General features: G+C 50.2%; 23 protein-coding genes and 1 riboswitch. Of the genes, 8 read left to right on the top strand and 15 right to left on the bottom strand.

The window, feature by feature from the left end:
- Positions 1-133 precede the first annotated feature (133 nt).
- From OGY17_RS22760 to OGY17_RS22750, 3 genes are read left to right on the top strand one after another with little or no spacing between them, the layout of a single operon-like run.
- Positions 134-1411, top strand: a complete 1278-nt coding sequence (locus OGY17_RS22760; protein ID WP_286608406.1) for a nucleoside permease — start codon at positions 134-136, stop codon at positions 1409-1411.
- Positions 1408-2412 (top strand): ADP-ribosylglycohydrolase family protein, encoded by a 1005-nt coding sequence (locus OGY17_RS22755; RefSeq protein ID WP_286608404.1) that lies wholly within the window; start codon positions 1408-1410, stop codon positions 2410-2412. Before OGY17_RS22760 ends, OGY17_RS22755 begins: the two co-directional genes overlap by 4 nt.
- Positions 2409-3374 (top strand): PfkB family carbohydrate kinase, encoded by a 966-nt coding sequence (locus tag OGY17_RS22750; protein ID WP_286608402.1) that lies wholly within the window; start codon positions 2409-2411, stop codon positions 3372-3374. Before OGY17_RS22755 ends, OGY17_RS22750 begins: the two co-directional genes overlap by 4 nt.
- On the opposite strand, the gene OGY17_RS22745 is transcribed toward OGY17_RS22750, so the two are convergent.
- The 3 genes from OGY17_RS22745 to thiM are packed head-to-tail and all read right to left on the bottom strand — an operon-like array spanning position 3348 to position 5722.
- The gene (locus tag OGY17_RS22745; protein ID WP_008785236.1) at positions 3348-4094 is read right to left on the bottom strand and encodes a GntR family transcriptional regulator; all 747 of its coding nucleotides are present in this window, start codon (positions 4092-4094) and stop codon (positions 3348-3350) included. The two genes, OGY17_RS22750 and OGY17_RS22745, sit on opposite strands and share 27 nt — an antisense overlap.
- Positions 4095-4136: 42 nt before the next feature.
- Positions 4137-4937 (bottom strand): bifunctional hydroxymethylpyrimidine kinase/phosphomethylpyrimidine kinase, encoded by an 801-nt coding sequence (thiD, locus tag OGY17_RS22740; protein WP_286608400.1) that lies wholly within the window; start codon positions 4935-4937, stop codon positions 4137-4139.
- A complete protein-coding gene (gene thiM / locus OGY17_RS22735) occupies positions 4934-5722 on the bottom strand; it encodes a hydroxyethylthiazole kinase (protein ID WP_286608398.1) in 789 nt (262 codons plus the stop codon). Before thiM ends, thiD begins: the two co-directional genes overlap by 4 nt.
- 31 nt (positions 5723-5753) lie before the next feature.
- Positions 5754-5850: riboswitch (TPP riboswitch) on the bottom strand.
- 237 nt (positions 5851-6087) lie between these two features.
- On the opposite strand from thiM, the gene OGY17_RS22730 reads away from it, so the two are divergent.
- Positions 6088-6420, top strand: a complete 333-nt coding sequence (locus tag OGY17_RS22730; protein WP_003834436.1) for an RcnB family protein — start codon at positions 6088-6090, stop codon at positions 6418-6420.
- 71 nt (positions 6421-6491) lie between these two features.
- Here OGY17_RS22730 and OGY17_RS22725 read toward each other — a convergent pair whose 3' ends face one another.
- The 6 genes from OGY17_RS22725 to apbC form a co-directional block, all read right to left on the bottom strand.
- Complete coding sequence (locus tag OGY17_RS22725; protein WP_198801549.1) at positions 6492-7469, bottom strand: fimbrial protein; 978 nt, start codon at positions 7467-7469, stop codon at positions 6492-6494.
- Positions 7470-7477: 8 nt separating this feature from the next.
- Entirely contained in the window at positions 7478-9958 is a 2481-nt protein-coding gene (locus OGY17_RS22720) for a fimbrial biogenesis outer membrane usher protein (protein ID WP_286608396.1), read from the bottom strand.
- Positions 9959-9970: 12 nt separating this feature from the next.
- The gene (locus OGY17_RS22715) at positions 9971-10654 is read right to left on the bottom strand and encodes a fimbria/pilus periplasmic chaperone (protein ID WP_191215572.1); all 684 of its coding nucleotides are present in this window, start codon (positions 10652-10654) and stop codon (positions 9971-9973) included.
- 54 nt (positions 10655-10708) lie between these two features.
- Positions 10709-11263, bottom strand: coding sequence for a fimbrial protein YehD (yehD, locus tag OGY17_RS22710; RefSeq protein WP_191215571.1), 555 nt, complete (start codon positions 11261-11263; stop codon positions 10709-10711).
- A 285-nt stretch (positions 11264-11548) separates the two neighbouring features.
- Positions 11549-11830: a DUF2574 family protein gene (locus tag OGY17_RS22705; protein WP_191215570.1), complete on the bottom strand. Its 282-nt coding sequence runs from the start codon at positions 11828-11830 to the stop codon at positions 11549-11551.
- A gap of 265 nt (positions 11831-12095) precedes the next feature.
- Entirely contained in the window at positions 12096-13205 is a 1110-nt protein-coding gene (apbC, locus tag OGY17_RS22700; protein WP_003027343.1) for an iron-sulfur cluster carrier protein ApbC, read from the bottom strand.
- Positions 13206-13369: 164 nt separating this feature from the next.
- On the opposite strand from apbC, the gene metG reads away from it, so the two are divergent.
- Entirely contained in the window at positions 13370-15403 is a 2034-nt protein-coding gene (metG, locus tag OGY17_RS22695; protein ID WP_003834451.1) for a methionine--tRNA ligase, read from the top strand.
- Between the two features lie 205 nt (positions 15404-15608).
- Positions 15609-16067, top strand: coding sequence for a YehR family lipoprotein (locus tag OGY17_RS22690; RefSeq protein WP_103285543.1), 459 nt, complete (start codon positions 15609-15611; stop codon positions 16065-16067).
- 43 nt (positions 16068-16110) lie between these two features.
- Here the strand turns inward: OGY17_RS22690 and OGY17_RS22685 are convergent, their stop codons facing one another.
- The 3 genes from OGY17_RS22685 to OGY17_RS22675 are packed head-to-tail and all read right to left on the bottom strand — an operon-like array spanning position 16111 to position 19029.
- A complete protein-coding gene (locus OGY17_RS22685; RefSeq protein ID WP_003834454.1) occupies positions 16111-16581 on the bottom strand; it encodes a YehS family protein in 471 nt (156 codons plus the stop codon).
- 46 nt (positions 16582-16627) lie between these two features.
- Positions 16628-17347, bottom strand: a complete 720-nt coding sequence (gene btsR / locus OGY17_RS22680) for a two-component system response regulator BtsR (protein WP_003840155.1) — start codon at positions 17345-17347, stop codon at positions 16628-16630.
- Positions 17344-19029, bottom strand: coding sequence for a sensor histidine kinase (locus OGY17_RS22675; RefSeq protein ID WP_191215569.1), 1686 nt, complete (start codon positions 19027-19029; stop codon positions 17344-17346). Before OGY17_RS22675 ends, btsR begins: the two co-directional genes overlap by 4 nt.
- Before the next feature lie 225 nt (positions 19030-19254).
- Here OGY17_RS22675 and mlrA point away from each other — a divergent pair, with 225 nt between their 5' ends.
- Both mlrA and OGY17_RS22665 read left to right on the top strand, forming a co-directional pair.
- A complete protein-coding gene (gene mlrA / locus OGY17_RS22670; protein WP_286573232.1) occupies positions 19255-19986 on the top strand; it encodes an HTH-type transcriptional regulator MlrA in 732 nt (243 codons plus the stop codon).
- Positions 19987-20245: 259 nt separating this feature from the next.
- Positions 20246-20353 carry a protein YohO gene (locus OGY17_RS22665; RefSeq protein WP_003027354.1) on the top strand — a complete coding sequence of 36 codons (108 nt, stop codon included), beginning with the start codon at positions 20246-20248 and terminating at the stop codon, positions 20351-20353.
- Here OGY17_RS22665 and OGY17_RS22660 read toward each other — a convergent pair.
- Genes OGY17_RS22660 through OGY17_RS22650 form a run of 3 tightly spaced genes read right to left on the bottom strand, consistent with a single transcriptional unit; the run spans position 20334 to position 23155 of the window.
- Positions 20334-21065 carry an ABC transporter permease gene (locus OGY17_RS22660; protein WP_048234924.1) on the bottom strand — a complete coding sequence of 244 codons (732 nt, stop codon included), beginning with the start codon at positions 21063-21065 and terminating at the stop codon, positions 20334-20336. The genes OGY17_RS22665 and OGY17_RS22660 overlap by 20 nt on opposite strands.
- The gene (locus OGY17_RS22655; protein ID WP_191215568.1) at positions 21049-21996 is read right to left on the bottom strand and encodes an ABC transporter ATP-binding protein; all 948 of its coding nucleotides are present in this window, start codon (positions 21994-21996) and stop codon (positions 21049-21051) included. Before OGY17_RS22655 ends, OGY17_RS22660 begins: the two co-directional genes overlap by 17 nt.
- A complete protein-coding gene (locus OGY17_RS22650; protein ID WP_275051892.1) occupies positions 21989-23155 on the bottom strand; it encodes an ABC transporter permease in 1167 nt (388 codons plus the stop codon). Before OGY17_RS22650 ends, OGY17_RS22655 begins: the two co-directional genes overlap by 8 nt.
- Positions 23156-23167 lie beyond the last annotated feature (12 nt).

Here is a 23167-nt window from a genome sequence, read left to right as displayed (position 1 = left end):
TCAGCAACTTCTGCTGGCTCGATTCAGGAAAAAATAATGTTAAGGCGGTCAAAGTTTAATCTCAAAGGTATTTCAAAGGTATTATTGAATGGTACTATCAGCGCGTACCTTACCTGTCATGAAGGATTTAAAGATGAAAACTACAGTTAAGCTGTCGTTCATGATGTTTGTAGAGTGGTTTATCTGGGGCGCCTGGTTTGTACCACTGTGGCTGTGGCTGAGTAAAAGTGGCTTTAGTGCCGGTGAGATCGGCTGGTCCTACGCCTGCACCGCCATTGCGGCGATCCTGTCGCCCATTCTGGTCGGTTCAATCACTGACCGCTTTTTCTCCGCGCAAAAAGTGCTGGCGGTGTTGATGTTCGTCGGCGCTATTCTGATGTACTTCGCCGCCCAGCAAACCACCTTTAGCGGATTCTTCCCTCTGTTACTGGCCTATTCGTTGACCTATATGCCGACGATTGCGCTGACCAACAGTATTGCTTTTGCCAACGTACCGGATGTTGAACGTGATTTCCCGCGCATCCGCGTGATGGGCACCATTGGCTGGATTGCCTCCGGTTTGGCCTGCGGTTTCTTACCGCAAATGCTTGGCTATAACGACATCTCACCGACCAATATTCCCCTGCTTATCACTGCCGGAAGCTCCGCATTGTTAGGCGTTTTTGCCTTCTTTTTACCGGATACGCCGCCAAAAAGTACCGGCAAAATGGATTTCAAAGTTATGCTGGGTCTGGATGCGCTGATCCTGCTCCGCGATAAGAGCTTCCTCGTCTTCTTCTTTTGCTCTTTCCTGTTTGCGATGCCACTGGCGTTCTATTACATCTTTGCCAACGGTTACCTGACAGAAGTCGGTATGAAAAACGCCACCGGCTGGATGACACTGGGCCAATTCTCTGAAATCTTCTTCATGCTGGCGCTACCGTTTTTCACCAAACGCTTTGGCATTAAAAAGGTATTGTTGCTTGGTCTTATTACTGCGGCGATCCGCTACGGATTTTTCGTTTACGGCGGTGCGGAAGAATATTTCACTTACGCCCTGCTGTTTCTCGGCATTCTGCTGCACGGCGTCAGTTACGACTTCTATTACGTCACGGCTTACATCTATGTCGATAAAAAAGCGCCGGTCCACATGCGCACCGCAGCTCAAGGGCTTATCACCCTCTGCTGTCAGGGGTTCGGCAGCCTGCTCGGTTACCGTCTGGGCGGCGTGATGATGGAAAAAATGTTTGCTTATCAAGAACCGGTTAATGGTCTCACCTTTAACTGGGCTGGCATGTGGGGATTTGGCGCGGTCATGATTGCCGTCATTGCCGTGATGTTTATGATTTTCTTTCGCGAATCAGACAAAGAAATCACCGCCATTAAGGTGGACGATCGCGATGTAGCGTTGAAACAAGGGGAAGTAAAATGAAAGCAGAACGTATTCTCGGTGCTCTTTATGGGCAGGCGTTAGGGGATGCGATGGGCATGCCGTCGGAACTGTGGCCAAGAACCCGGGTAAAAACACACTTCGGTTGGATCGACCGTTTTTTGCCCGGCCCTGCGGAAAATAATGCCGCCTGCTATTTTAACCAGGCGGAGTTCACTGATGACACGTCCATGGCACTGTGTCTGGCAGATGCCCTGCTTGAGTGCGACGGCGAAATTGTGCCAGACGTTATTGGTCGCAATATTCTGGCCTGGGCCGAGCAGTTTGATGCTTTTAATAAAAACGTGCTCGGCCCGACCTCGAAAATTGCGTTGAAAGCTATTCGTGACGGTAAACCGGTCGCCGAACTGGAAAACAACGGCGTGACTAATGGCGCGGCAATGCGCGTTTCCCCGCTGGGATGCCTGCTGCCCGCCCGCGATCTTGATGCCTTTATCGATGATGTAGCACTGGCCTCCAGCCCAACGCATAAATCGGATCTGGCTATCGCGGGAGCCGTTGTCGTCGCGTGGGCGGTATCGCGCGCCATCGACGGAGGAAAATGGTCAGAGATTGTCGACGCGCTACCTGCCATTGCCCTGCATGCGCAGCAAAAACGAATCACCACCTTTAGCGCATCGCTTTGTGCACGCCTTGAACTGGCGCTGAAAATCGTCCGTAACGCCGATGGCGTCGAGTCCGCCAGCGAGCAGTTGTATCAGGTTGTGGGGGCAGGAACCAGCACCATTGAGTCCGTTCCTTGCGCTATCGCCATGGTTGAGCTGGCACAGACCGATCCTAACCGCTGCGCCATTTTGTGCGCTAACCTCGGCGGCGATACCGACACCATCGGGGCGATGGCAACCGCCATTTGTGGTGCATTACACGGCGTGAGCGCGATCAACCCAGCATTGAAGCAGGAGTTGGACGCGGTGAATCAGCTGGACTTTGCCCACTACGCCAACGGGTTAATGCGACTGCGCGAGCAGCGGGAGGCGCTATGAGCAACACGCATCTGCAACAACTTCTCTCGCAATTACGTACACAGCGGCCAGTAACGGTGGTGGGTGCGGCGGTGATTGATGTCATTGCCGATGCGTATGCCCTCCCCTGGCGCGGCTGTGACATCGAGCTCAAGCAGCAAGGTGTTAACGTTGGCGGCTGCGCACTCAATATCGCCGTCACGCTTAAGCGTTTAGGTATCGATGCCTGCAATGCTCTACCACTGGGTCAGGGAGTGTGGGCCGACATTATCCGCAACCGGATGACAAAAGAGGGACTGCATAGCCGGATCGACAATGCCGAAGGCGATAACGGTTGGTGTCTGGCACTGGTGGAGCCGGATGGCGAGCGTACCTTTATGTCTTTTAGCGGCGTTGAGAATCAGTGGAATGCCGCCTGGCTGGCACAGCTGGATATCCCGCGTCATAGCCTGGTGTATCTTTCGGGTTATCAGCTAGCGTCCCCGTGCGGTGAATTGCTGGTGCAGTGGCTGGAAGGTCAGGAAGAGGTGACACCATTTATCGATTTTGGCCCGCGCATCGGCGACATTCCCGAGCCCTTACTGGCAAGAATTATGGCCTGTCGTCCGCTGGTGTCACTTAATCGTCAGGAGGCGGAAATTGCTGCCGAGCGGTTTGCATTAAGTCAGGATGTGGAAGGTTTTGGCGCAGAATGGGTGCAGCGTTTCACCGCACCGGTGGTCGTGCGTCACGATAAAGACGGCGCATGGTATTTCAGCGCACAGACATCCGGCTGCGTACCGGCATTTGCAACGGCGGTCGTTGATACTATCGGCGCAGGTGACAGCCACGCTGGCGGCATGCTGGCTGGGCTGGCGTCTGGCTGGACGCTGGCCGACTCAGTGCTGTTAGGTAACGCGGTGGCGTCCTGGGTAGTTGGACATCGCGGCGGCGATTGCGCCCCGTCACGCGAGGAGCTACTCCTCGCACACAAAAACGTATAGATCGCTACGACAGTAACTGATGCTGTATTCAATAGGCCGTTGCTGCTGGTCAAGCGCTACCTGCTTGATCACCAGTACCGGCACTTTGCTATCCATTTGAATGTGCGCCTGGAACTCTGCGTCAGGCATTCTGGCACTAACACGTGAGCGCGTGCGCTGCGGGAAAATATGCTGGCTACGAAAATAGTCATACAACGAAACACCGATGGCATCCACGTCATGAATTAGATGTGCGGGTACCCAGGACTCTTCAATAGAGACTGCGTCTTCGTCAACGTAACGAATGCGTTTGAGCAGGAAGACATCACTCCCTGCGACAACAGCCAACTGCTGTGCCACCTCTTCCGGGCAAGGCACAATTCTTTTGTTAACCCACAACGTATCCGGTTTTTTACCGCGTAACACCACCTGCTGAGAAAAACCACGCGCTTCTTTGAGCGAATACTCGAAGATATTGTTAATTTGCGTTCCGTAACCGCGGGCACGTGTTACTACACCTTCTTCTTCCAGAGCCTGCATCGCCTTGCGTACCGTAATCCGAGAAACGCCGGTCAACTGGCTGAGGTCGCGCTCGCCGGGCAGGATATTACCGTGCTCCAGGATCCCACTGCGCACAGCATTCTTCACCGTCTGCGCAAATTTCATATACAGCGGCGTGTTATCCGCCGCTGAAATACGTTCATTCAGTTGTGCGATAAGCTGGGTATGCGCTTGTTCCATTTATCTTTTTCCTGGCCGCCGTTTCTGCAGCCAGTATACCCATTACCACCACGCGTGGAAATGATGCACCGGACCGATTCCTTCGCCAACTTCCAGCGTGTCGGCCTGTGCCAGCGCCGCTGAAAGCCACAGTTTGGCTTCCTGTACGGTATCGGCCCAGTTGTTATGGCGCGGACGCAGGGCTGCCAACGCCGCCGATAGCGTACAACCGGTGCCATGGGTATTTTTGGTCATCACCCTTGGTGCGGTAAAACGCTGCTCACCATCGCGCGTAAAGAGCCAGTCGGGGCTTTGCGCATCATCCAGATGACCGCCCTTCATCAACACTGCCTCGCAGCCCAGCGCCCGTAGCGCCCTTCCCTGCTCTATCATCTCCTGCTCAGTCTGCGCATGCGATGCCCCGAGCAGTGCAGCAGCTTCGGGTAAATTAGGGGTGATAATCGAAACCTGCGGCAGCAATCGGGTACGCAGTGTTTCTACCGCCGAGGGCGACAGCAACGGATCGCCGCTTTTCGCCAACATCACCGTGTCCAGCACCACATTTTGTACTCGATGGCGACGTAAACGTTCGGCAACAGCTTCGACAATGTCCGTCTCAGCCAGCATACCGATTTTAGTCGTATCAATACGCACATCATTGAACACAGAATCCAACTGCGCGGCGACAAAATCAGGTTCAATGCGATACACCGACTGCACCCCACGCGTATTTTGCGCCACCAACGCCGTGATAACGGAACAGCCGTAAGCGCCCAGCGCCGAGAAGGTTTTTAAATCAGCCTGAATACCCGCGCCACCGCTTGGATCGGTTCCGGCGATCGTTAATGCGTTAATCCGTTTCATGCTTGCTCCTGGGCGTTCAGGTTATAGAGGGCGTCGAGAAATGCCGGGACAAAGCTGCCCGGTCCGTTTGATTGTTGTGTGGCTATTTGCCCGGCCTGTTTCATCCAGCTACAGGCGGAGGCGACGTTATCAAGTCGGTCACCACCTAAAGCGCAACTGGCCGCAACAACCGCTGATAGCGCGCATCCGGTGCCCACCACGCGAGTCATCAACGGGTCACCACCGTCCACGCAAACGGTACGCTGACCATCGGTGACGTAATCCACTTCGCCGGTAACCACGACAATGGTCCCAATCTGACGAGCCAGCGCCTGCGCTGCCGGAAGCGCAGCGACAGCCGTATCGGTTGTATCCACGCCGCGTCCCCCACCGTTCATGCCGGCCAGAGCAAGTATTTCCGAAGCGTTGCCACGAATACCCGCAGGCTGTAGTGACAATAATTCCAGGCAGAAGCGGCGGCGAAACTCAAGCGCGCCTACGGCAACGGGATCGAGCGTCCACGGGGTTTTAGCATGATGAGCCTGCTCAACTGCGGCACGCATCGCCGTGGCCCGTTCCCGAGTTAAGGTGCCGACATTAACCAGCAATGCACTGGCAATAGCGGCGAATTGGCTGGCTTCTTCAGGCTCGATCACCATCGCAGGCGATGCGCCCAGCGCCAGTAACGTATTGGCAGTAAAGCTCTGCACGACCTCATTGGTCATACAGTGTGTGAGCGGGGATAAGTTTCTAAATTGGTGCAAAGTGTGAGCCGCGAGCGCGCGGCTGTGCAGGTCAGGCTGCATTGTTCAGCTCCTGCCCGCGCGAAGAAGGGACACGAGCAGTGTCAGACTTCCCTACGCTGGCATTATCCAGATCAGGTGGTACGGGTATTTCTCAGCCTTCACCAGGAAGGGCACCCCGAGTCGTTGAAACGCAAATGTAATATGTTGGTTTCAGCAACAGGATACTGTCTGTGTCTGATGATGTAAATTGGCACTGCACGCTGATGCTTCGCCGCTAAACCTCTGGTCACAGTTGCCGGATTTCTGTACTTTCATTTACACTTTTTACGAAATTACTGGAGTGATCACAAAATAGTGCTTGTCAGACATCCGGTATGCCAGGAATGATACATGACTGATTTTGATGACCCGAAGAGGTAGAGAGGATGGGTATGAAGAATAAAATGTTGCTGGGTGCACTTCTGCTTGCAAGCAGCGTCGTCTGGGCCGCACCAGCTGCAACAGCTGCCCCCACCGGTATCGATAAGTATGAACTGAGCAGCTTTATTGCTGACTTCACCCATTTCAAACCCGGTGACAAGGTTCCACCACTGTATCTCACCGAAGAATACACCATTAAACAGTGGAATCTGCGCAACCTGCCCGCGCCGACGGCAGGCACCCACTGGACCTACATGGGCGGCGCGTATGTACTGGTCAATGATGCCGATGCTAAGATCATTAAAGCCTACGACGGCGAGATTTTTTATCATCGGTGAAGGTATTTAATTAAAATGAAGAACACGTGCTGTCCAATGGGCAATTCGTGTTCTATTTTTTATATATAAAATCAATCATATGCAATAGTAAAAACAACCTTGCTTTGCACTTTCCCTGTTCGTAATGATTCACCATTAATTCGTGCATACCTAGCACTAACTATAAAATTATAATATTTATCAACAACCCCCATCTTTTTTATTCTTTTTAAAACAGAGCCATTTTTTAGGGGGATACTAGTATCTGAACCACTGTAGATATTAAACCCCACACCTTGCGCACCATCAGCTAAAGTATTTTTTAATGTAAGCCCATCATCCGACCAATCGCCAGAAGAAATTTTAAGTGTTACCGGGTTTGTTGCTACATTATTAACACCATTACATTCTAACTTTAATGTATCAGAAACATTTCCTCCATATCTACCTGCATGTAAATCATTTATAGAAATGTTAGGTAATGTAATAGAATAATCAGACTGTAGGAATTTACACGTTGTTGGTTGGTGCGTTACATTAAAAATTATACTTTGTGCAAATGAAGCATTAAGCCCAAAGCATGCAAGAATATTTTGCCAACTGCAGCTAGAATTTGATGAGAATATAATCGCATCAGAAATAGTAAAGGTGTTCACATTAGAAGACCTCAGATTTACATTACCAGGAGCATCGACATACTCCATCTTAAGTACAATATTTTTTGTATTAAATAAACTTGCCGCCGAATATTGCTTTCCGAATATAGATGAACTTGGCGTATCTATCGGGAAATCACCTTCAACAGATGCATTTAACTTTATGTAGATAGGTTTCTCACCTGAAATATCATATAGCTCAACTATGTAATTTTGTAACGCATTGACCATATACATTTTATCAGTAGATAAATGACAAGTAAAATCACCATCGAAATTCGTATTGAAGTTTTGAGAACCCTCTCCGTCTGTTAAGGTAACACTAATATTATTACTCTTTTTTTGTGAGCCATTGCAAGTTGCATAAGACATCATAGGAAATAACATAATTAATATTATAAGATATTTTTTCATCTACCACCTCACCGACAAATATAAACTTTACTTTCATCAATCGTTTTATCGAAGGTGATTGAGCATGAAAGTCCCTGTTGCTTATCAATCGCCACTTTTATCTCCGGCGGCACTTCATTGGTACGAATAAAAAGCTGGCTTCCCTGACCTACCACGCCAATATTGTGTCCATGAATATCTTCTACTTCATAACCAAACGTCAGCGGTGAACCATCAGGGCGTAGCGCCCGGATATACCAGGGTTTACGTTGGTCAGTATCAAACGTCGCCAGAACGACTGCTCCCCGATATGGGGCTGTATTACGCCGATTCCCTTGCAGATCGGTTTCGCTATTAGTATTAGAAACATCCAGCATCAAGTGGTTTTCACGATAAGGCGTCAACCCATCGTAGACCACCACACCATTACGGTTGGTCGTACGGTATTTTTGCCCATTTACATACGCCCCTTCCAGACCCGGTGCATGCATTACAGCAAACGTTTCTGATAATCGATTGGCTAAATTCACACCACCAGACCAGGCCACAAGGCCACCCGAAATGCTGCCGCCAGCTTGCGTATATTTAGACGACTGGCTGTAGCTGCCGTTAAGCGTAGCAACTGGCGCATTCCACGTCAGATTGCCGCCCGCTGTTGTCTCGCTGTCCTGCCGTTGATGACTGAGATTCACCCCATAGTTAAACTGATCGCGACTGCCTGCGGTACCGGAAAGCCCGGTATTGTTAGACGCAAAACCATCATCATCAAAAGTCGTTGAGTTAGACACATACAAATGTCTGCGCGGAGCGCTAATATCATCTCCCCAGTCAAACGGAATGGAGATAAAGATGTTAAAACGTTTATCTTCGTGATGATCTTCATCGTAAGTCTGACTAGCTGAAAAGGTATAGCTTATCCGTTGCCAGCTATTGGAATAACTCAGCTGATAATCTTTGCTGCTACCGCTACGCCCCCAGTAGTCTCGCCACAGCGTACTGAGCGAAAACGAGCCCCAGCCTTGCGGCAAAGACTGACTGACGTTCGCCGAAAAGCTGTTCTTACGGCCAAAATCATTCTGATAATAATCTGCAATGTCATACACATCGTTTTCATCACGACGGTAGTTATTTTTGTTATTTGCCCAGACGTGATCGTTAAACGTGCGATAGTCCTTGGAAGAGTAGCGATACGCCGCTAAGCCAAAACGGGTGGCAGTTTGCGTCAAATACTTGTTATAGGCGATCTGATAACTTTGCCCGTCAAACACATCGCCATTATCCTGCTTACTATGGGACTGTGTTGCATCAACAGAAATCGCGCCAATACGCGTATTCCAGCCGGTACCCAACGTAAACGCATTGTAGTTATCCGCCAGCATGGTACCGCCGTACAGCGTTAACAGATTATTCAGCCCGTACTGATAGCTCATCTGTGCAAAGTCGGTCTGGTTACTGGCGCCTTCGATATGGCTACGCCCAGCCGCAAAATCATATTTTGAGACACCCGGCTGCAACATATTGGGCACCGCAGCATAGGGCACCAGATAGGTTGTTACCGATCCGTCAGCCTCTTTGATGCTAACATCAAGATCCGCACCGCCGCCTGCAAGCTGTAAATCCGCAATAGAGAACGGGCCTGGCGGAACCTCTTTCTGGTAAACCACAAAACCGTTCTGTTCGATGGTAACCAACGCGTTACTCTGCGCGATCCCCTGCACTAATGGCGTGAAGTTTTGTTTGGAGTTCGGCAGCATCTGCATATCGCGATATAAACGAACACCACGAAAGCGCACCGCATCAAAAATATCTGATGAGGTATACATATCCCCGGCACGCAGGGTGCCGAGAATTTGCGGGATTCCGCGTTCCAGATACAGGGTGTTGCTTTTCCACTCCCCGCTGCTGTCATCGGTTTTGTTATAGCTGGCATCGGAATGCAGCTGCCAACCCAGCAGGTTTAACCCACTGGTAAAGCGCGCGTAGGTACTTTTGCTGTTACCAGAATCTTTATAGTCGCTGTAATACTGGCTGGCATAGTACGAGGTATAGAAGGCATTGATGCCACGATCCCAGTTCTCAGGAGGAACATACCCTTGCTCAAGTTCATCGACATAGGCCTGCGGAACGCTGAGATCCAGGCGAAACGTGCCAATATTCCATGCATAGCTGCCCCCTTGCACCGCCTGCTTCAAGGTTGGGCATTCATTCTTCTTGTCCAACGCCTGTATATTTATCCCCAGACGCGTTAATGCATCGCGGGATAGACAGGTGTCATCCGGATTATCCTTAACAGTAATATCATACTTACCACGCCACTGTTTATTGACGTAGATGTCAATATCATATTGGCCTGGCAGGGGTTGATTATCGTCGAGGCGAAATGCAGAAACTTTCTCACCCTTCATTCCACCCATCATAAAATTTGTATCAAACGTTTCTTCTGCGGCATGGGCATCAATACCGAGTAGCAACAGTAATACCGCCGAAGCAATCGGAGTCATCCTTAACATAACCAGCTCCTGTTATTTTAGGCTGACGTTATCGCTAATATAATTACCGTGATCGTCAATAATGGTCATTTTATATTGATTGGTATTAGCATTTTTTAACGCCACATCCGCACTGGAGAGCGGTGCAAGCATAATGCTTTCGTTATTAATTTTAACATTATTAGCTTTTACTTCCGTCACCGTGACCCAGTTAGCGGCATCATTCTTAATGGAATAAATACTACCGCTACGTTTCATAGATAGTTTTTGAAACGTATGTTTATTAACTGGCGAGATACCTTTAGGTCGATAAAATAGTTTAATCCTATTCTGCATAGCAAACTTGAGTACATTCTTTCCTGCGCTATCAGGATTGTTTGGCGGAATATCCAGAACATTGAGAAAAAATAAACTTTCTTTGTTGTTAGGCAGCGTATTCGCCATTTTTTTAATTTTTAACTGCTGGCCAGAGTCCGCTGCGATCTTTGCTACCGGAGGGGTGAGCATAAACGGTACGTGAATTTTTTCCGGTGGTAACGAGCTGTCGCCATCATCAATCCACGACTGTACCAGTGAAGAGCGTTCACCCTGGTTCATCAATTGTACCAGAACTTCATTTTTTTCTGCCGGGTAGATAACACGCGTACCATAAATAACTACACCAGCATGAGCAGGGAGAGTAAACAAAAAAGGAATAAAACTAATGAGTCCTTTCATCTCAACCACCATATATAAGAAAGTAAAAACGGCGGCAAAGCCGCCGGAATAAAATCAATCAGTAGATACTTGCAATTTAATTACAGAGTTAACCTCACCAGCAGTCACCGTTGTCGCAGTTTTCGCATAATAGGCTTTAAAATCTAATTCATATTCACCATTATCGGTTGGTTTCAGCTTAACTGACTCTCCTGGTTGGATAGCTTTTGAAGCCCCACCACTTGCCCTTTCATTCTGCAGATATACTTTATATCCCACACCTTCCGCGGCCCCAGAACTTTTTGCGGTAATATCTCTGTATTGGCTAGTAAATCCATCCTCTATGAATGAAATGCTAGGGTTATTTTTCCCTTCACATTTAAATTTAATCTTTGAGCTAGATGAGTTAGTAAACCCTTCCAATTGTTCACCAACTTCTATTTGGCTTAAAGCGCTCTGACTGACATCAGGCATAACGATATTATCTTCAGCAGCACCACTGACTATAGTGCATGAAACAGGTAAAACAACCCCTTTAATAGTCAGTGTTCCTGTATCATCAGCAGCAAAAGCCCCAGCACTCATAAATACAGCAGACAGCACAGCAGCAGAAATAATTGAACGCTTCATAATATCTTCCTTAATAAAATAATTTCTATTTGTTAAGAGGGTTAACTCTTGGATTTAAATTCGCACACCAAAAACGTTACCGCAATGTAAACGTGTTGTTTTGTTGATTTAAAACAAGTTACTAATTGCAATATAATCGCAACAAATAAGTGAAGATAAACACTATTTATATATTTAATAAATTAGCGTTATTAATTGTCGTTTTTTATTTGTTAGAGAAATAAAAAAAGCACTCATCATTCATATAAATGATGAGTGCTTAATATCAACACTGAGATTCTTAGTCTAATCGTAACGGTTTAACACTATCTGTCGCATAGAATTCCCTGGTACAGAAACGATCTCGGTCACGACGCCCTTCGCTGGAACAGGATCCACATGACTAACATTTGAAAGATGAAGAGATTGACCACATTTCTGTTGAACGTTGTTATTCACGACGTCAGCACTACAGGTTGGTTCAACGACTCGCCCACTGATTGTTAAGGTCGCAGTATCGGAAGCAAAGGTAGGGGCGCTCATTCCATAAGTCAGAGCTATAATTCCCATCAGTAAACTTTTTTTCATTTTAATCGTTATTCCTATGGTTAGCATCAAATAGCATACAGAGGACCTGTTCAGCAGATTATGGGCATAACACCCTATTTGAACCAATTGAAATTGTAGATTAATGAGATAGATTTGATCAATTGTAATGATGCATTGAGGTGATTTATTCGGAAAAAGGCATGAATTATAAACGCAGAATGAACAATATCGTAAGATTTTTAAATTTAATATATTCACCGCATCAATAATATATTGATGCGGTGAATATCTGTAACGCTATAAATTACACCGCGCGGAAGGCAATCTCGCCCGGAATAACCTCTCCCTGCCAGTAGAGCTGTGCAGCCACTCGTCCTGCCAGGTCGCGGTAAATAGCAGTAAATTCGCTATCAGGACGGCTAATCACCGTCGGCGTACCACGATCGAGGTCCTCACGCAGAGAAATATGCAGCGGCATCTGCCCCAGCAGTTGAGTGTGATACTGCTCGGCCAACTTCTGTGCCCCACCGGTACCGAAGATCGGTTCATGGTGACCGCAGTTGCTGCAAATATGCATACTCATATTCTCAACAATACCCAGTACCGGCACTTCGACTTTTTCGAACATCACGATGCCCTTTTTCGCATCGATCAGCGCGATGTCCTGCGGCGTAGTGACAACAACCGCGCCCGTTACCGGAATGTTCTGCGCCAGCGTCAGCTGGATGTCACCGGTGCCCGGCGGCATATCCAGTACCAGATAATCAAGATCCGGCCATAAAGTTTCCTGCAACATCTGCAGCAGCGCTTTGCTGGCCATCGGGCCGCGCCATACCATCGCGTTATCGTCAGTGACCAGATAACCAATAGAGTTCGTCGCCAGACCGTGAGACATGATCGGTGCCATGTGGGTACCATCTGGCGAGGTTGGACGCTGGTTTTCCGCGCCAAGCATTGTCGGGATAGACGGACCATAAATATCGGCGTCCAGAATCCCTACCTTCGCCCCTTCTGCAGCCAGCGCCAGCGCCAGGTTCACAGCGGTAGAGGATTTACCCACGCCACCTTTTCCTGAACTGACGGCGATGATGTTTTTCACACCATTAATACCCGGCTGGTTTTTCACGCGCTTCAGCGTCGCGATGTTATGCGACAGTTTCCAGTCGATCGCTTTCGCACCGGTAATACGCAGCAGATCGGCGCTACATTGCTCTTTTAAGTCCTCAAACGCGCTATGCCAGACAAACGGCATGACCAGCTCAACGTGCAACGTGTCATCCATCCAGGCGACGTGGTGCAACGCTTTAAGCGTCGTCAGATTATGCTTCAGGGTTGAATGCTGAAAATTCGCCAGCGTCCCGGCAACCATGGCGCGCAGGGTCTCTGGTGATTTGGCCTGGGATTGTGCGTTCATCCCGACTCCTTTTTGTTGTTCTGAATATACAATAGTCACCAGGTAGTTTACTCCAACCGCAACAATTATTCATTTACGGATAAATGCCCTTATCGCTTGGCGCAGTAATTACCATTTTGGTACTATCAAAGCCCTTTTCACTACAAAAGAAGTAATTGCCCACTATGACTCAAGTCGCGAAGAAAATTCTGGTAACGTGCGCGCTGCCGTACGCCAACGGCTCAATCCACCTCGGCCATATGCTGGAGCACATCCAGGCTGATGTCTGGGTCCGTTACCAGCGAATGCGCGGCCACCAGGTTAACTTCATCTGCGCGGACGACGCACACGGTACGCCAATCATGCTGAAAGCACAGCAGCTTGGGATCACGCCAGAGCAGATGATCGGTGAAATGAGTCAGGAGCATCAGACTGATTTTGCAGGTTTTGACATCAGCTACGACAACTACCACTCGACGCACAGCGAAGAGAACCGTGAGTTGTCTGAGCTGATTTATACTCGCCTGAAGGAGAACGGTTTTATTAAGAACCGTACAATCTCCCAGCTTTACGATCCGGAAAAAGGCATGTTCCTGCCGGACCGTTTTGTTAAAGGCACCTGCCCGAAATGTAAGTCTCCGGATCAGTACGGCGATAACTGTGAAGTCTGCGGCGCAACCTACAGCCCGACCGAACTTATCGAGCCGAAATCCGTCGTGTCTGGCGCAACACCGGTGATGCGTGACTCCGAACACTTCTTCTTTGATCTGCCGTCATTCAGCGAAATGCTGCAGGCGTGGACGCGCAGCGGCGCGTTACAGGAGCAGGTCGCCAACAAAATGCAGGAATGGTTCGAATCCGGCCTGCAACAGTGGGATATCTCTCGCGATTCCCCGTACTTCGGTTTTGAAATCCCGAATGCGCCTGGCAAGTACTTCTACGTTTGGCTGGACGCGCCAATTGGCTATATGGGTTCATTCAAAAACCTGTGCGATAAGCGCGGTGACACCACCAGTTTTGACGAGTACTGGAAGAAAGATTCCGACGCCGAGCTGTATCACTTCATCGGTAAGGATATCGTTTACTTCCACAGCCTGTTCTGGCCTGCCATGCTGGAAGGCAGCAACTTCCGTAAGCCGACCAACCTGTTCGTACACGGTTATGTGACGGTGAACGGCGCGAAGATGTCCAAATCTCGCGGCACCTTCATTAAGGCCAGCACCTGGCTGAAGCACTTCGATGCCGACAGCCTCCGCTACTACTACACCGCGAAGCTTTCTTCACGTATTGATGACATCGACCTGAACCTGGAAGACTTTGTCCAGCGCGTTAACGCCGATATCGTCAACAAAGTAGTCAACCTGGCATCCCGTAACGCTGGCTTTATTGCTAAGCGTTTTGACGGCGTTCTGGCGGCTGAGCTGGCCGATCCGGCGCTGTATAAAACCTTCACCGACGCCGCAGCGGTGATTGGCGAAGCATGGGAAAGCCGTGAATTTGGTAAAGCTATCCGTGAAATCATGGCGCTGGCCGACGTGGCAAACCGCTACGTTGACGAACAGGCACCGTGGGTCGTGGCTAAACAGGAAGGCCGCGATGCCGACCTGCAGGCGATCTGCTCCATGGGTATCAACCTGTTCCGCGTGCTGATGACCTACCTGAAACCGGTTCTGCCAACGCTTGCTGAACGTGTTGAAGCTTTCCTGAACAGCGAACTGAGCTGGGATGCCATTGAACAGCCACTGCTCGGCCACAAGGTCAACACCTTTAAAGCGCTGTACAATCGCATCGACATGAAACAAGTTGAAGCGCTGGTTGAGGCGTCGAAAGAAGAAGTGAAAGCAGCTGCAGCACCGGTTACCGGCCCGCTGGCTGATGACCCGATTCAGGAAACCATCACCTTTGACGATTTCGCCAAAGTTGACCTGCGTGTAGCGCTGATTGAAAACGCCGAATTCGTGGAAGGTTCCGACAAACTGCTGCGTCTGACGCTGGATCTCGGTGGTGAGAAACGTAACGTCTTCTCTGGTATTCGTTCTGCGTATCCAGATCCGCAGGTCCTGATTGGCCGCCAGACCATTATGGTTGCCAACCTGGCACCACGTAAGATGCGCTTCGGCATTTCCGAAGGGATGGTGATGGCCGCAGGTCCTGGCGGGAAAGATATCTTCCTGTTAAGCCCGGACGAAGGTGCAAAACCAGGCCAACAGGTGAAGTAAATCAAACATCTCAAGCGCTGCAACCGCAGCGCTTTTTTTTGCTACGCAAGTGCTTCCTCTAATCTTAACCCCTGCTCCATTTTCGGACTGCTTCGTTGTTAATATTAGATTTATTCTATACTGCTCTGGTATCAAGGTAGTCCGGGCTCACCAGATTCGTGGACGTTATTATTTAGCATCCGATATTCATGAAATGGAGTTTTACATGAAAGCGTTACAAAAATTATTTTCTCTCGCCGTGGCATCGATTGTGGTTTTTTCCCTGGCGGGATGTGGTGATAAAGAAGAGACAAAAACATTCAATGCCAACATTAATGGTTCTGATATCACCGTCTCTTACACCTATAAAGGTGATAAGGTCCTGAAGCAAATCTCCGAAAGTAAAATTAGCTATGCGTCAGTCGGTGCCAGCAATAAAGAGGAAGCAGAAAAAGTATTCGACGCATTAAGCGCCAAATATCAGAACATTACTGGCATAGAAGAAAAACTCACCTATTCAGATACCTACGCGCAAGAAAATGTCACTATCGATATGGAAAAAGTTGATATAAAAGCGTTGCAGGCCATTTCAGGGATGAAACTCTCTGAAAACGCCGATAAAAACATCAGCATGAAGCAAATGCAAACGGTAATGGAATCGGCGGGTTTTAAAGAAGTGAAGTAAACCATTGGCGACCCGATGTTAATCGGCGTCGCCCATTTTCTCTTTATGGCTTCGCGTTATGTACCCGTGATGTCAAACCACGCAGAAAATAACGCAGGAACTGATCGCCGCATTCGCGATAGTTCTTATGATCAGGTGCACGCATCATGGCGGTAATTTCCGGCATCGACACACGGAATTTCTGCTCGGTCATAATAGCCAGAATATCGTCGGTTTTCAGCGAAAAGGCGATACGCAGCTTTTTCAGCACCGTATTGTTATTAACACGACGCTCCAGCGCCAGTTCCGGTGCAGAATCATCTTTACCACGCAGATGATAAATCAGGCCGTTTAAAAAACCGGAGAGAATGATATCCGGGCAACGAACAAACCCAGCCTCATCTTCTTTTGTCATCCAGGTATCGAAACCTGCGGAGGTGGATTCCATGTCAGCAAGCGCAAGAATACGCACCATGTCGTTATTGTTCGCTTTTAGGGTGTAGCGCAGGCTACGAAGAATATCGTTACTTAGCATAGAGCCTTCAACTGTCGGTGATGCAATGGCGCGCAGTGTATCAGTTTTACAGTCCAATCGCCTCTTTTAGACTTTTAAGATAACGACGACTCACCGGAACGGTCAGTCCGTTACGCAAAATCAGTTCCGCCTGACCGTTGTCTTCCAGACGGATCTCCTGCAATTGCGCCATATTTACCAGATATTGCCGATGACAACGCAGCAGAGGAGTACGGCTCTCCAGCGTCCTGAGCGTCAACTCAGTGAAGCCTTCTTTACCATCGCTGCTCGTCACATACACACCACTCATGCGACTGCTGATAAACGCCACATCATCCATTTGCAGCAAATAAATCCGACTATGGCCGCTGCACGGAATAAACTTCAGTGCCTGCTGATTTTCTGGCAGCAGTGATACATCCTGCTTGGTACGCTCCTGACGCAAACGGATTAGCGTTTTTTCCAGCCGTGCTTCTTCAATCGGCTTGAGCAGATAATCAAACGCATGTTCTTCGAAGGCTTTCACCGCATACTCATCAAAGGCGGTCAGAAAAACAATGTACGGACGATGCTCGGGATCAAGCATGCCAACCATTTCCAGGCCGCTGATTCGCGGCATCTGAATATCAAGGAACAGAACATCCGGACGCAATTTATGCACCGCGCCAATGGCTTCCACCGCATTCGAACATTCACCGACAATCTCGATGTCGCTTTGCTCTTGCAACAGGATCCGCAGATTCTCCCGGGCTAACGGTTCGTCATCGACAATCAGCACTTTGATCATGCCAGTTCCTCCAGAGGAAGTCGTAAAGTGATTCGGGTAAAGCGGTCAGGTTCACACGCTACGCTGATGCCATAATCATCGCCAAACCGCTCGCGCAGTCGTTTATCGACCAGATTCATACCCAGTCCACTGGCTTCTGAGGTTGGCTGATACAGCCCGGCATTGTCTTCGATATCCAGCATCAGATATTGCCCTTCGCGATGGGCGGTAATCGATACTTCACCGGTATCCAGTAACTGAGAAGTACCGTGTTTAATGGCATTCTCCACGATGGGTTGCAGAGTAAAGGCGGGTAATTGCTGATGCGAAAGTTCTTCTGGCACTGTCAAGGTCACCTGAAGACGCGACTGGAATCGTGCCTTTTCAATTTGCAGATAAGCATTAACGTGTTCAATTTCATCGGCCAGCGTCACAATTTCCGACGGGCGTTTTAAATTTTTACGAAAGAACGTCGACAGATACTGCACCAGTTGGCTGGCCTGCTCGCTATCGCGTCGGATCACAGCTTTGATGGTGTTGAGTGCATTAAACAGAAAATGGGGATTGACCTGGGCGTGCAGGAGTTTTATTTCCGACTGCGTGAGCATCGCTTTTTGCCGCTCATACTGCCCGGCCAGAATCTGTGCCGAAAGCAGTTGGGCGATCCCTTCCCCCAGCGTACGGTTGATCGAACTAAAGAGGCGGTTTTTGGCTTCATACAGTTTGATGGTCCCCATTACCCGCTGGTTTTCACCTCGCAGAGGGATCACCAGCGTCGAGCCTAATTTGCATTGCGGGTGCAAAGAGCAACGGTAAGGAACTTCATTCCCATCGGCATACACCACCTCTCCGGTTTCAATCGCGCGTTGGGTATATGACGATGAAATAGGTTTTCCGGGTAGATGGTGATCGTCACCAATACCGGTAAATGCCAGCAGTTTCTCACGATCGGTAATCGCCACCGCACCGATATCCAGCTCTTCATACAGCACCTGAGCAACCTTCATGCTGTTAACCTCGTTGAATCCCTGGCGCAAAATACCTTCCGTTGAGGCGGCAACTTTGAGTGCTGTGGCGGAAAAAGCGGAGGTATATTTTTCAAACATCGCCCGTTTATCGAGCAAAATACGCATAAATAAGGCTGCGCCCACGGTATTGGTCACCATCATCGGCGCGGCAATATTGCTGACCAACCGAAACGCATCGTCGAACGGACGCGCAATTAATAAGATGATCAGCATCTGCACCAGTTCGGCAACAAAGGTAATCGCTCCCGCGGTCAGCGGACTAAAGACTTTATCGGTACGACCACGACGGGTAAGCACGCTGTGCACCAGCCCGCCGAGCAACCCTTCCACAATGGTCGAGATCATGCAGCTAAGCGCAGTCATCCCCCCCATCGAATAACGATGCAAACCGCCGGTAAGACCAACTAAACCGCCAACCACCGGGCCGCCAAGCAGCCCGCCCATCACCGCGCCAATAGCGCGAGTGTTGGCAATGGAGTCATCAATGTGCAGCCCGAAATAGGTGCCTAAAATGCAGAAAATGGAAAAAGTAACATAGCAAAGCAGTTTGTGCGGGAGTCGGATAGTCACCTGCATCAGCGGGATAAACAAACGCGTTTTGCTCATGAGCCACGCGATAACGAGGAACACACACATCTGCTGAAGCAGCAGCAACACCAGATTAAACTCGTACATACCCGCCAACCACACATCACTTAAAAGCGCGTAACATACATGGGCTGCGTGTAACTTTCTTTGAAGTGTTGCAAAAAAAGACGAATTTGTGAGAACGATCACTCGAAAGCGCGAGCATGGTTACAAAATCACCCATTCATAGATCAAAAAACAGACAAAACTACCTGGTTCGCAAAAGAGCGTCTAAAGTAAAACTGGGACCTCGCGAGCAAGAGTGAGACGACGATGGCGCTTTACACAATAGGTGAAGTGGCTTTGCTTTGTGATATCAACCCTGTCACTTTACGCGCGTGGCAGAGGCGTTACGGATTACTTAAACCGCAGCGGACAGACGGCGGGCATCGCCTGTTTAACGATGCGGATATCGACCGGATCCGCGAGATAAAACGCTGGATAAACAACGGTGTTCAGGTCAGCAAGGTTAAAATGTTGCTCAGCAATGAGAGCATTGATGTGCATAACGGTTGGCGTGAACAACAAGAGACGCTGTTGAGCTATTTGCAAAGTAATAATCTGCATAGCCTCAGACTGTGGATCAAAGAGCGCGGCCAGGATTATCCCGCACAAACGCTCAACACCCATTTGTTCATTCCGTTACGCCGACGTCTGCAATGCCAACAGCCGATCCTGCAGGCGTTACTGGGGATCCTCGACGGCGTACTGATCAACTATATCGCGATTTGTCTGGCCTCAGCACGTAAGAAACAGGGGAAAGATGCTCTGGTGGTTGGCTGGAACATTCAGGATACGACCCGTTTATGGCTGGAGGGTTGGGTCGCCAGCCAGCAGGGATGGCGCATTGACGTCCTTGCCCATTCGCTGAACCAACTGCGACCGGAGCTGTTTGAAGGTCGCACCTTGCTTGTCTGGTGCGGCGAGAGCCAAACGCCCGCACAGCAGCAACAGTTGAACGAATGGCGCGCGTTGGGTCACGATATTTATCCACTCGGTATTTAGAGCCTGGCCCATTAGGGCTATTTTGCTTGCCATTTCGAACCTGGGCAGTGCTCAGACAACACTCAGAGAGTTTTGAACGCCCTTTAGGGCGGCCCGGAGGGTGAGCGTAGCGAATAATCCTCACGTACTACGTGTACGCTCCGGTTCTTCCGCGCTGGCCGTGTTCAAACTGTCTGCGCCAATAACGCCTAATGATCCAGGCTCTTAATATTCTATTAACAAACGTGTACAATCCTTGAATTCACATAAGGAGTGCATAATGAGCGCAGCTAAAATCGGTGTCATTACCCTCTTCCTGCTGATGGCCATCGGCGGTATCGGCGGTGTCATGCTGGCAGGCTATACTTTTATTTTACGTGCCGGGTAAGATGCCTCGCTAATTTCTCAAACCCGCGGTCAACAATTACCGCCGCCAGCGCGACCAGCAGCGCTCCTTGAATCACATAGGCGGTATTGAACCCACTCAGCCCGATAATAATCGGCGTACCCAGCGTGTTCGCCCCAACGGTTGAGGCGATGGTTGCGGTGCCGATATTAATAATCACCGACGTGCGAATCCCGGCCAGAATCACCGGGGCCGCCAGCGGCAACTCGACTTTACGCAGCCGCTGCCCCTGACTCATTCCCATTCCGCTGGCAATATCCATCACGCTGGGTGAAATTCCGCCGAGTCCCGCCAGTGTTGCCTGCAAGATCGGTAATACGCCATACAGGATCAACGCGATAATTGCCGGTTCAGGACCAAATCCCATCACCGGTACAGCTATCGCCAACACCGCAACTGGCGGAAAGGTCTGCCCCACGGCGGCAATGGTTTCCACCATCGGCCGGAATTCCGCGCCCCAGGGTCGGGTTACCGCTATACCGGCCCCGGTGCCAATGAGTACGGCAATCAGGCTTGAAATCCCCACCAGGCCAAAATGGCTCAGTGCCAGCGCCGCAAAACTTTCCTGCTGATACACGGGACGCGGTAGCGCCGGAAATAGCGCACTGAACAAGGCCTGACTATGAGGCAACCCAACTAACAGGACCAGAAACAGGACAATAAGCCACAACAACGGATCAGCAAGACGTTTCACGGGTCGGCATCTCCGAAAGCAAATCACGAAAATGAAGCGTCCCGCAGGACACCCCCTGCGGGGTCACGACCGGCAAGACGTCGCAACCGCGCGCTACGAACACCGACAACGCATCACGCAGCGTCATTTCATCTACCAACGGTTCACCGGCTGTGTGTTCACCGCGACGGATAAAATCCCCTACCGTGCGAAGCGACAACAGACGTACGCCCAGTTCACTACGGCCAAAGAATGTTTGCACGAATTCGTTCGCCGGTGCTGTCAGCATCGACAGCGGCGTGCCTTGCTGCACTACCTTTCCTGCATCCATCAGAACCAGATGCTCCGCCAGCCTTAGCGCCTCGTCGATATCATGCGTCACCAGCACAATGGTACGCCCGAGCAGACGATGAATACGCGTCATCTCCTGCTGCAGCGCACCGCGGGTGACCGGATCCAGCGCGCCAAAAGGCTCATCCATCAGCAGTACCTGCGGATCTGCCGCCAGTGCGCGAGCAACCCCGACCCGCTGCTGTTGCCCGCCAGACAGCTGATGCGGATAACGATGGCGCAAACTGTCCTCGAGACCCAGCAGCGCCATCAGTTCGTCTGTTCGGTCATCAATACGAGAACGCGACCACTTTTGTAGCTGCGGCACCGTGGCGATGTTCTGCGCGACTGTCCAGTGGGGAAACAAGCCAATCGACTGAATCGCGTATCCCATACGCCGCCTTAACTCCAGCACCGGCAGGCTGCGGATCTCTTCCCCGGCAAAGCGAATCTGTCCGCTGTCATGTTCAACCAGCCGATTGATCATTTTCAGCGTGGTGGATTTCCCGGAACCTGACGTGCCAATTAACACCGAAAAGCTGCCCTCCCCCAACCGCAGATTAAGGTCGTCAACGGCTTTTTGCTGGCCATAGGTTTTACTGACATGGCGAAATTCAATCATTATTCGATACCTCTAGCAGCGCGAGCCCTAAATCAAACAGCGCATCAATCAATACCGCCAGTACCACAACCGGGATCACGCCCAGCAACACTAAATCGACGGCGCTACTGAGCAATCCCTGAAAGACCAGCGCGCCAAATCCCCCTGCGCCAATCAGCGCAGCAATCACCGCCATTCCCACCGTTTGCACCATCACTACCCGTAAACTGCGCAAGAAGACCGGCAATGCCAGCGGGAACTGCACCGAAACAAATCGCTGGAAAGTGTTCATTCCCATCGCTCGGGCGCTTTCCAGTACATCCCGCGGCACCTGATTCAATCCAGCCACAACGCCACGTACCAGCGGTAACAGCGCATACAGCACTAACGCAATAAGCGCAGGCGTCAGGCCGGTTCCGGCGACGCCGAGCGAACCCAACAAAGGAAAGTGCTTCACCAACCCGGCAAGGGGCGCAATTAACAGGCCAAACAGCGCGACTGATGGAATGGTTTGGATGATATTCAGTACCGCAAAAACCGGCCCTTGACGGGAGACAGAGAAAGCACACCAGATGCCCAACGGCACACCAATAAGCAGCGCGGGCACCACGGTAGCGAACAGAATTGTCAGATGCTGCGCCAGGGCGTCGTTGAAGACATCCTGACGGTTGGCATATTCTTTAAGCAGGGAAAGATCGTTAAACGTGCCGGAGAACAAAAGCACCAGCGGAAAAATAAACATTTGCGCGTGCAACAGCCAACGCCATGATGCCAGCTCGGTTATGCGACGAATGGCGTCACTGGCGGCCAGCAACATTAGTCCTAGCCCCAACCAGAACCCGCTGCCCAGGCTGGTTCTGGCCAGTGGACTTCCCGTCTGGGCCAGATACGTTGCCGTTGTTCCTGCGGTTACCAGCGCCGCAATCACCAGCAACTGGCTAATAACAAGCGTCAATATATTGCCGGGCTTTCCCGGTACAAAGCACAGAAGAAACAGCAGCGAACAGGCTACTGCCAATCCCCACGCCATGTCGGGCCGGATATCCCAGAGTTGGCGCCCCTCACCGGAGACCAGGCGATTAGGCGCATAGCTAATGAAAGGCAGCGCTGCCGCCGCGAAGGTAAGAAGTACCAGTAACAACAGCACCCGATTAACTGAAATCTTTGACAAAACACCCACCTGCTGCAAACT

The sequence above is a fragment of the Citrobacter sp. Cpo126 genome (genome assembly GCF_030332445.1).
Lineage (GTDB): Bacteria > Pseudomonadota > Gammaproteobacteria > Enterobacterales > Enterobacteriaceae > Citrobacter > Citrobacter portucalensis.
The sequence above is the reverse complement of the archived record's forward strand: the minus strand, read 5'-3'. Positions and strand labels throughout refer to the sequence as shown.

Coding starts and splice junctions, on each gene's coding strand:
- OGY17_RS22760 (WP_286608406.1), top strand. CDS start 134: ATGAAAACTACAGTTAAGCTGTCGTTCATGATGTTTGTAGAGTGGTTT.
- OGY17_RS22755 (WP_286608404.1), top strand. CDS start 1,408: ATGAAAGCAGAACGTATTCTCGGTGCTCTTTATGGGCAGGCGTTAGGG.
- OGY17_RS22750 (WP_286608402.1), top strand. CDS start 2,409: ATGAGCAACACGCATCTGCAACAACTTCTCTCGCAATTACGTACACAG.
- OGY17_RS22745 (WP_008785236.1), bottom strand. CDS start 4,094: ATGGAACAAGCGCATACCCAGCTTATCGCACAACTGAATGAACGTATT.
- thiD (WP_286608400.1), bottom strand. CDS start 4,937: ATGAAACGGATTAACGCATTAACGATCGCCGGAACCGATCCAAGCGGT.
- thiM (WP_286608398.1), bottom strand. CDS start 5,722: ATGCAGCCTGACCTGCACAGCCGCGCGCTCGCGGCTCACACTTTGCAC.
- OGY17_RS22730 (WP_003834436.1), top strand. CDS start 6,088: ATGGGTATGAAGAATAAAATGTTGCTGGGTGCACTTCTGCTTGCAAGC.
- OGY17_RS22725 (WP_198801549.1), bottom strand. CDS start 7,469: ATGAAAAAATATCTTATAATATTAATTATGTTATTTCCTATGATGTCT.
- OGY17_RS22720 (WP_286608396.1), bottom strand. CDS start 9,958: ATGTTAAGGATGACTCCGATTGCTTCGGCGGTATTACTGTTGCTACTC.
- OGY17_RS22715 (WP_191215572.1), bottom strand. CDS start 10,654: ATGAAAGGACTCATTAGTTTTATTCCTTTTTTGTTTACTCTCCCTGCT.
- yehD (WP_191215571.1), bottom strand. CDS start 11,263: ATGAAGCGTTCAATTATTTCTGCTGCTGTGCTGTCTGCTGTATTTATG.
- OGY17_RS22705 (WP_191215570.1), bottom strand. CDS start 11,830: ATGAAAAAAAGTTTACTGATGGGAATTATAGCTCTGACTTATGGAATG.
- apbC (WP_003027343.1), bottom strand. CDS start 13,205: ATGAACGCACAATCCCAGGCCAAATCACCAGAGACCCTGCGCGCCATG.
- metG (WP_003834451.1), top strand. CDS start 13,370: ATGACTCAAGTCGCGAAGAAAATTCTGGTAACGTGCGCGCTGCCGTAC.
- OGY17_RS22690 (WP_103285543.1), top strand. CDS start 15,609: ATGAAAGCGTTACAAAAATTATTTTCTCTCGCCGTGGCATCGATTGTG.
- OGY17_RS22685 (WP_003834454.1), bottom strand. CDS start 16,581: ATGCTAAGTAACGATATTCTTCGTAGCCTGCGCTACACCCTAAAAGCG.
- btsR (WP_003840155.1), bottom strand. CDS start 17,347: ATGATCAAAGTGCTGATTGTCGATGACGAACCGTTAGCCCGGGAGAAT.
- OGY17_RS22675 (WP_191215569.1), bottom strand. CDS start 19,029: ATGTACGAGTTTAATCTGGTGTTGCTGCTGCTTCAGCAGATGTGTGTG.
- mlrA (WP_286573232.1), top strand. CDS start 19,255: ATGGCGCTTTACACAATAGGTGAAGTGGCTTTGCTTTGTGATATCAAC.
- OGY17_RS22665 (WP_003027354.1), top strand. CDS start 20,246: ATGAGCGCAGCTAAAATCGGTGTCATTACCCTCTTCCTGCTGATGGCC.
- OGY17_RS22655 (WP_191215568.1), bottom strand. CDS start 21,996: ATGATTGAATTTCGCCATGTCAGTAAAACCTATGGCCAGCAAAAAGCC.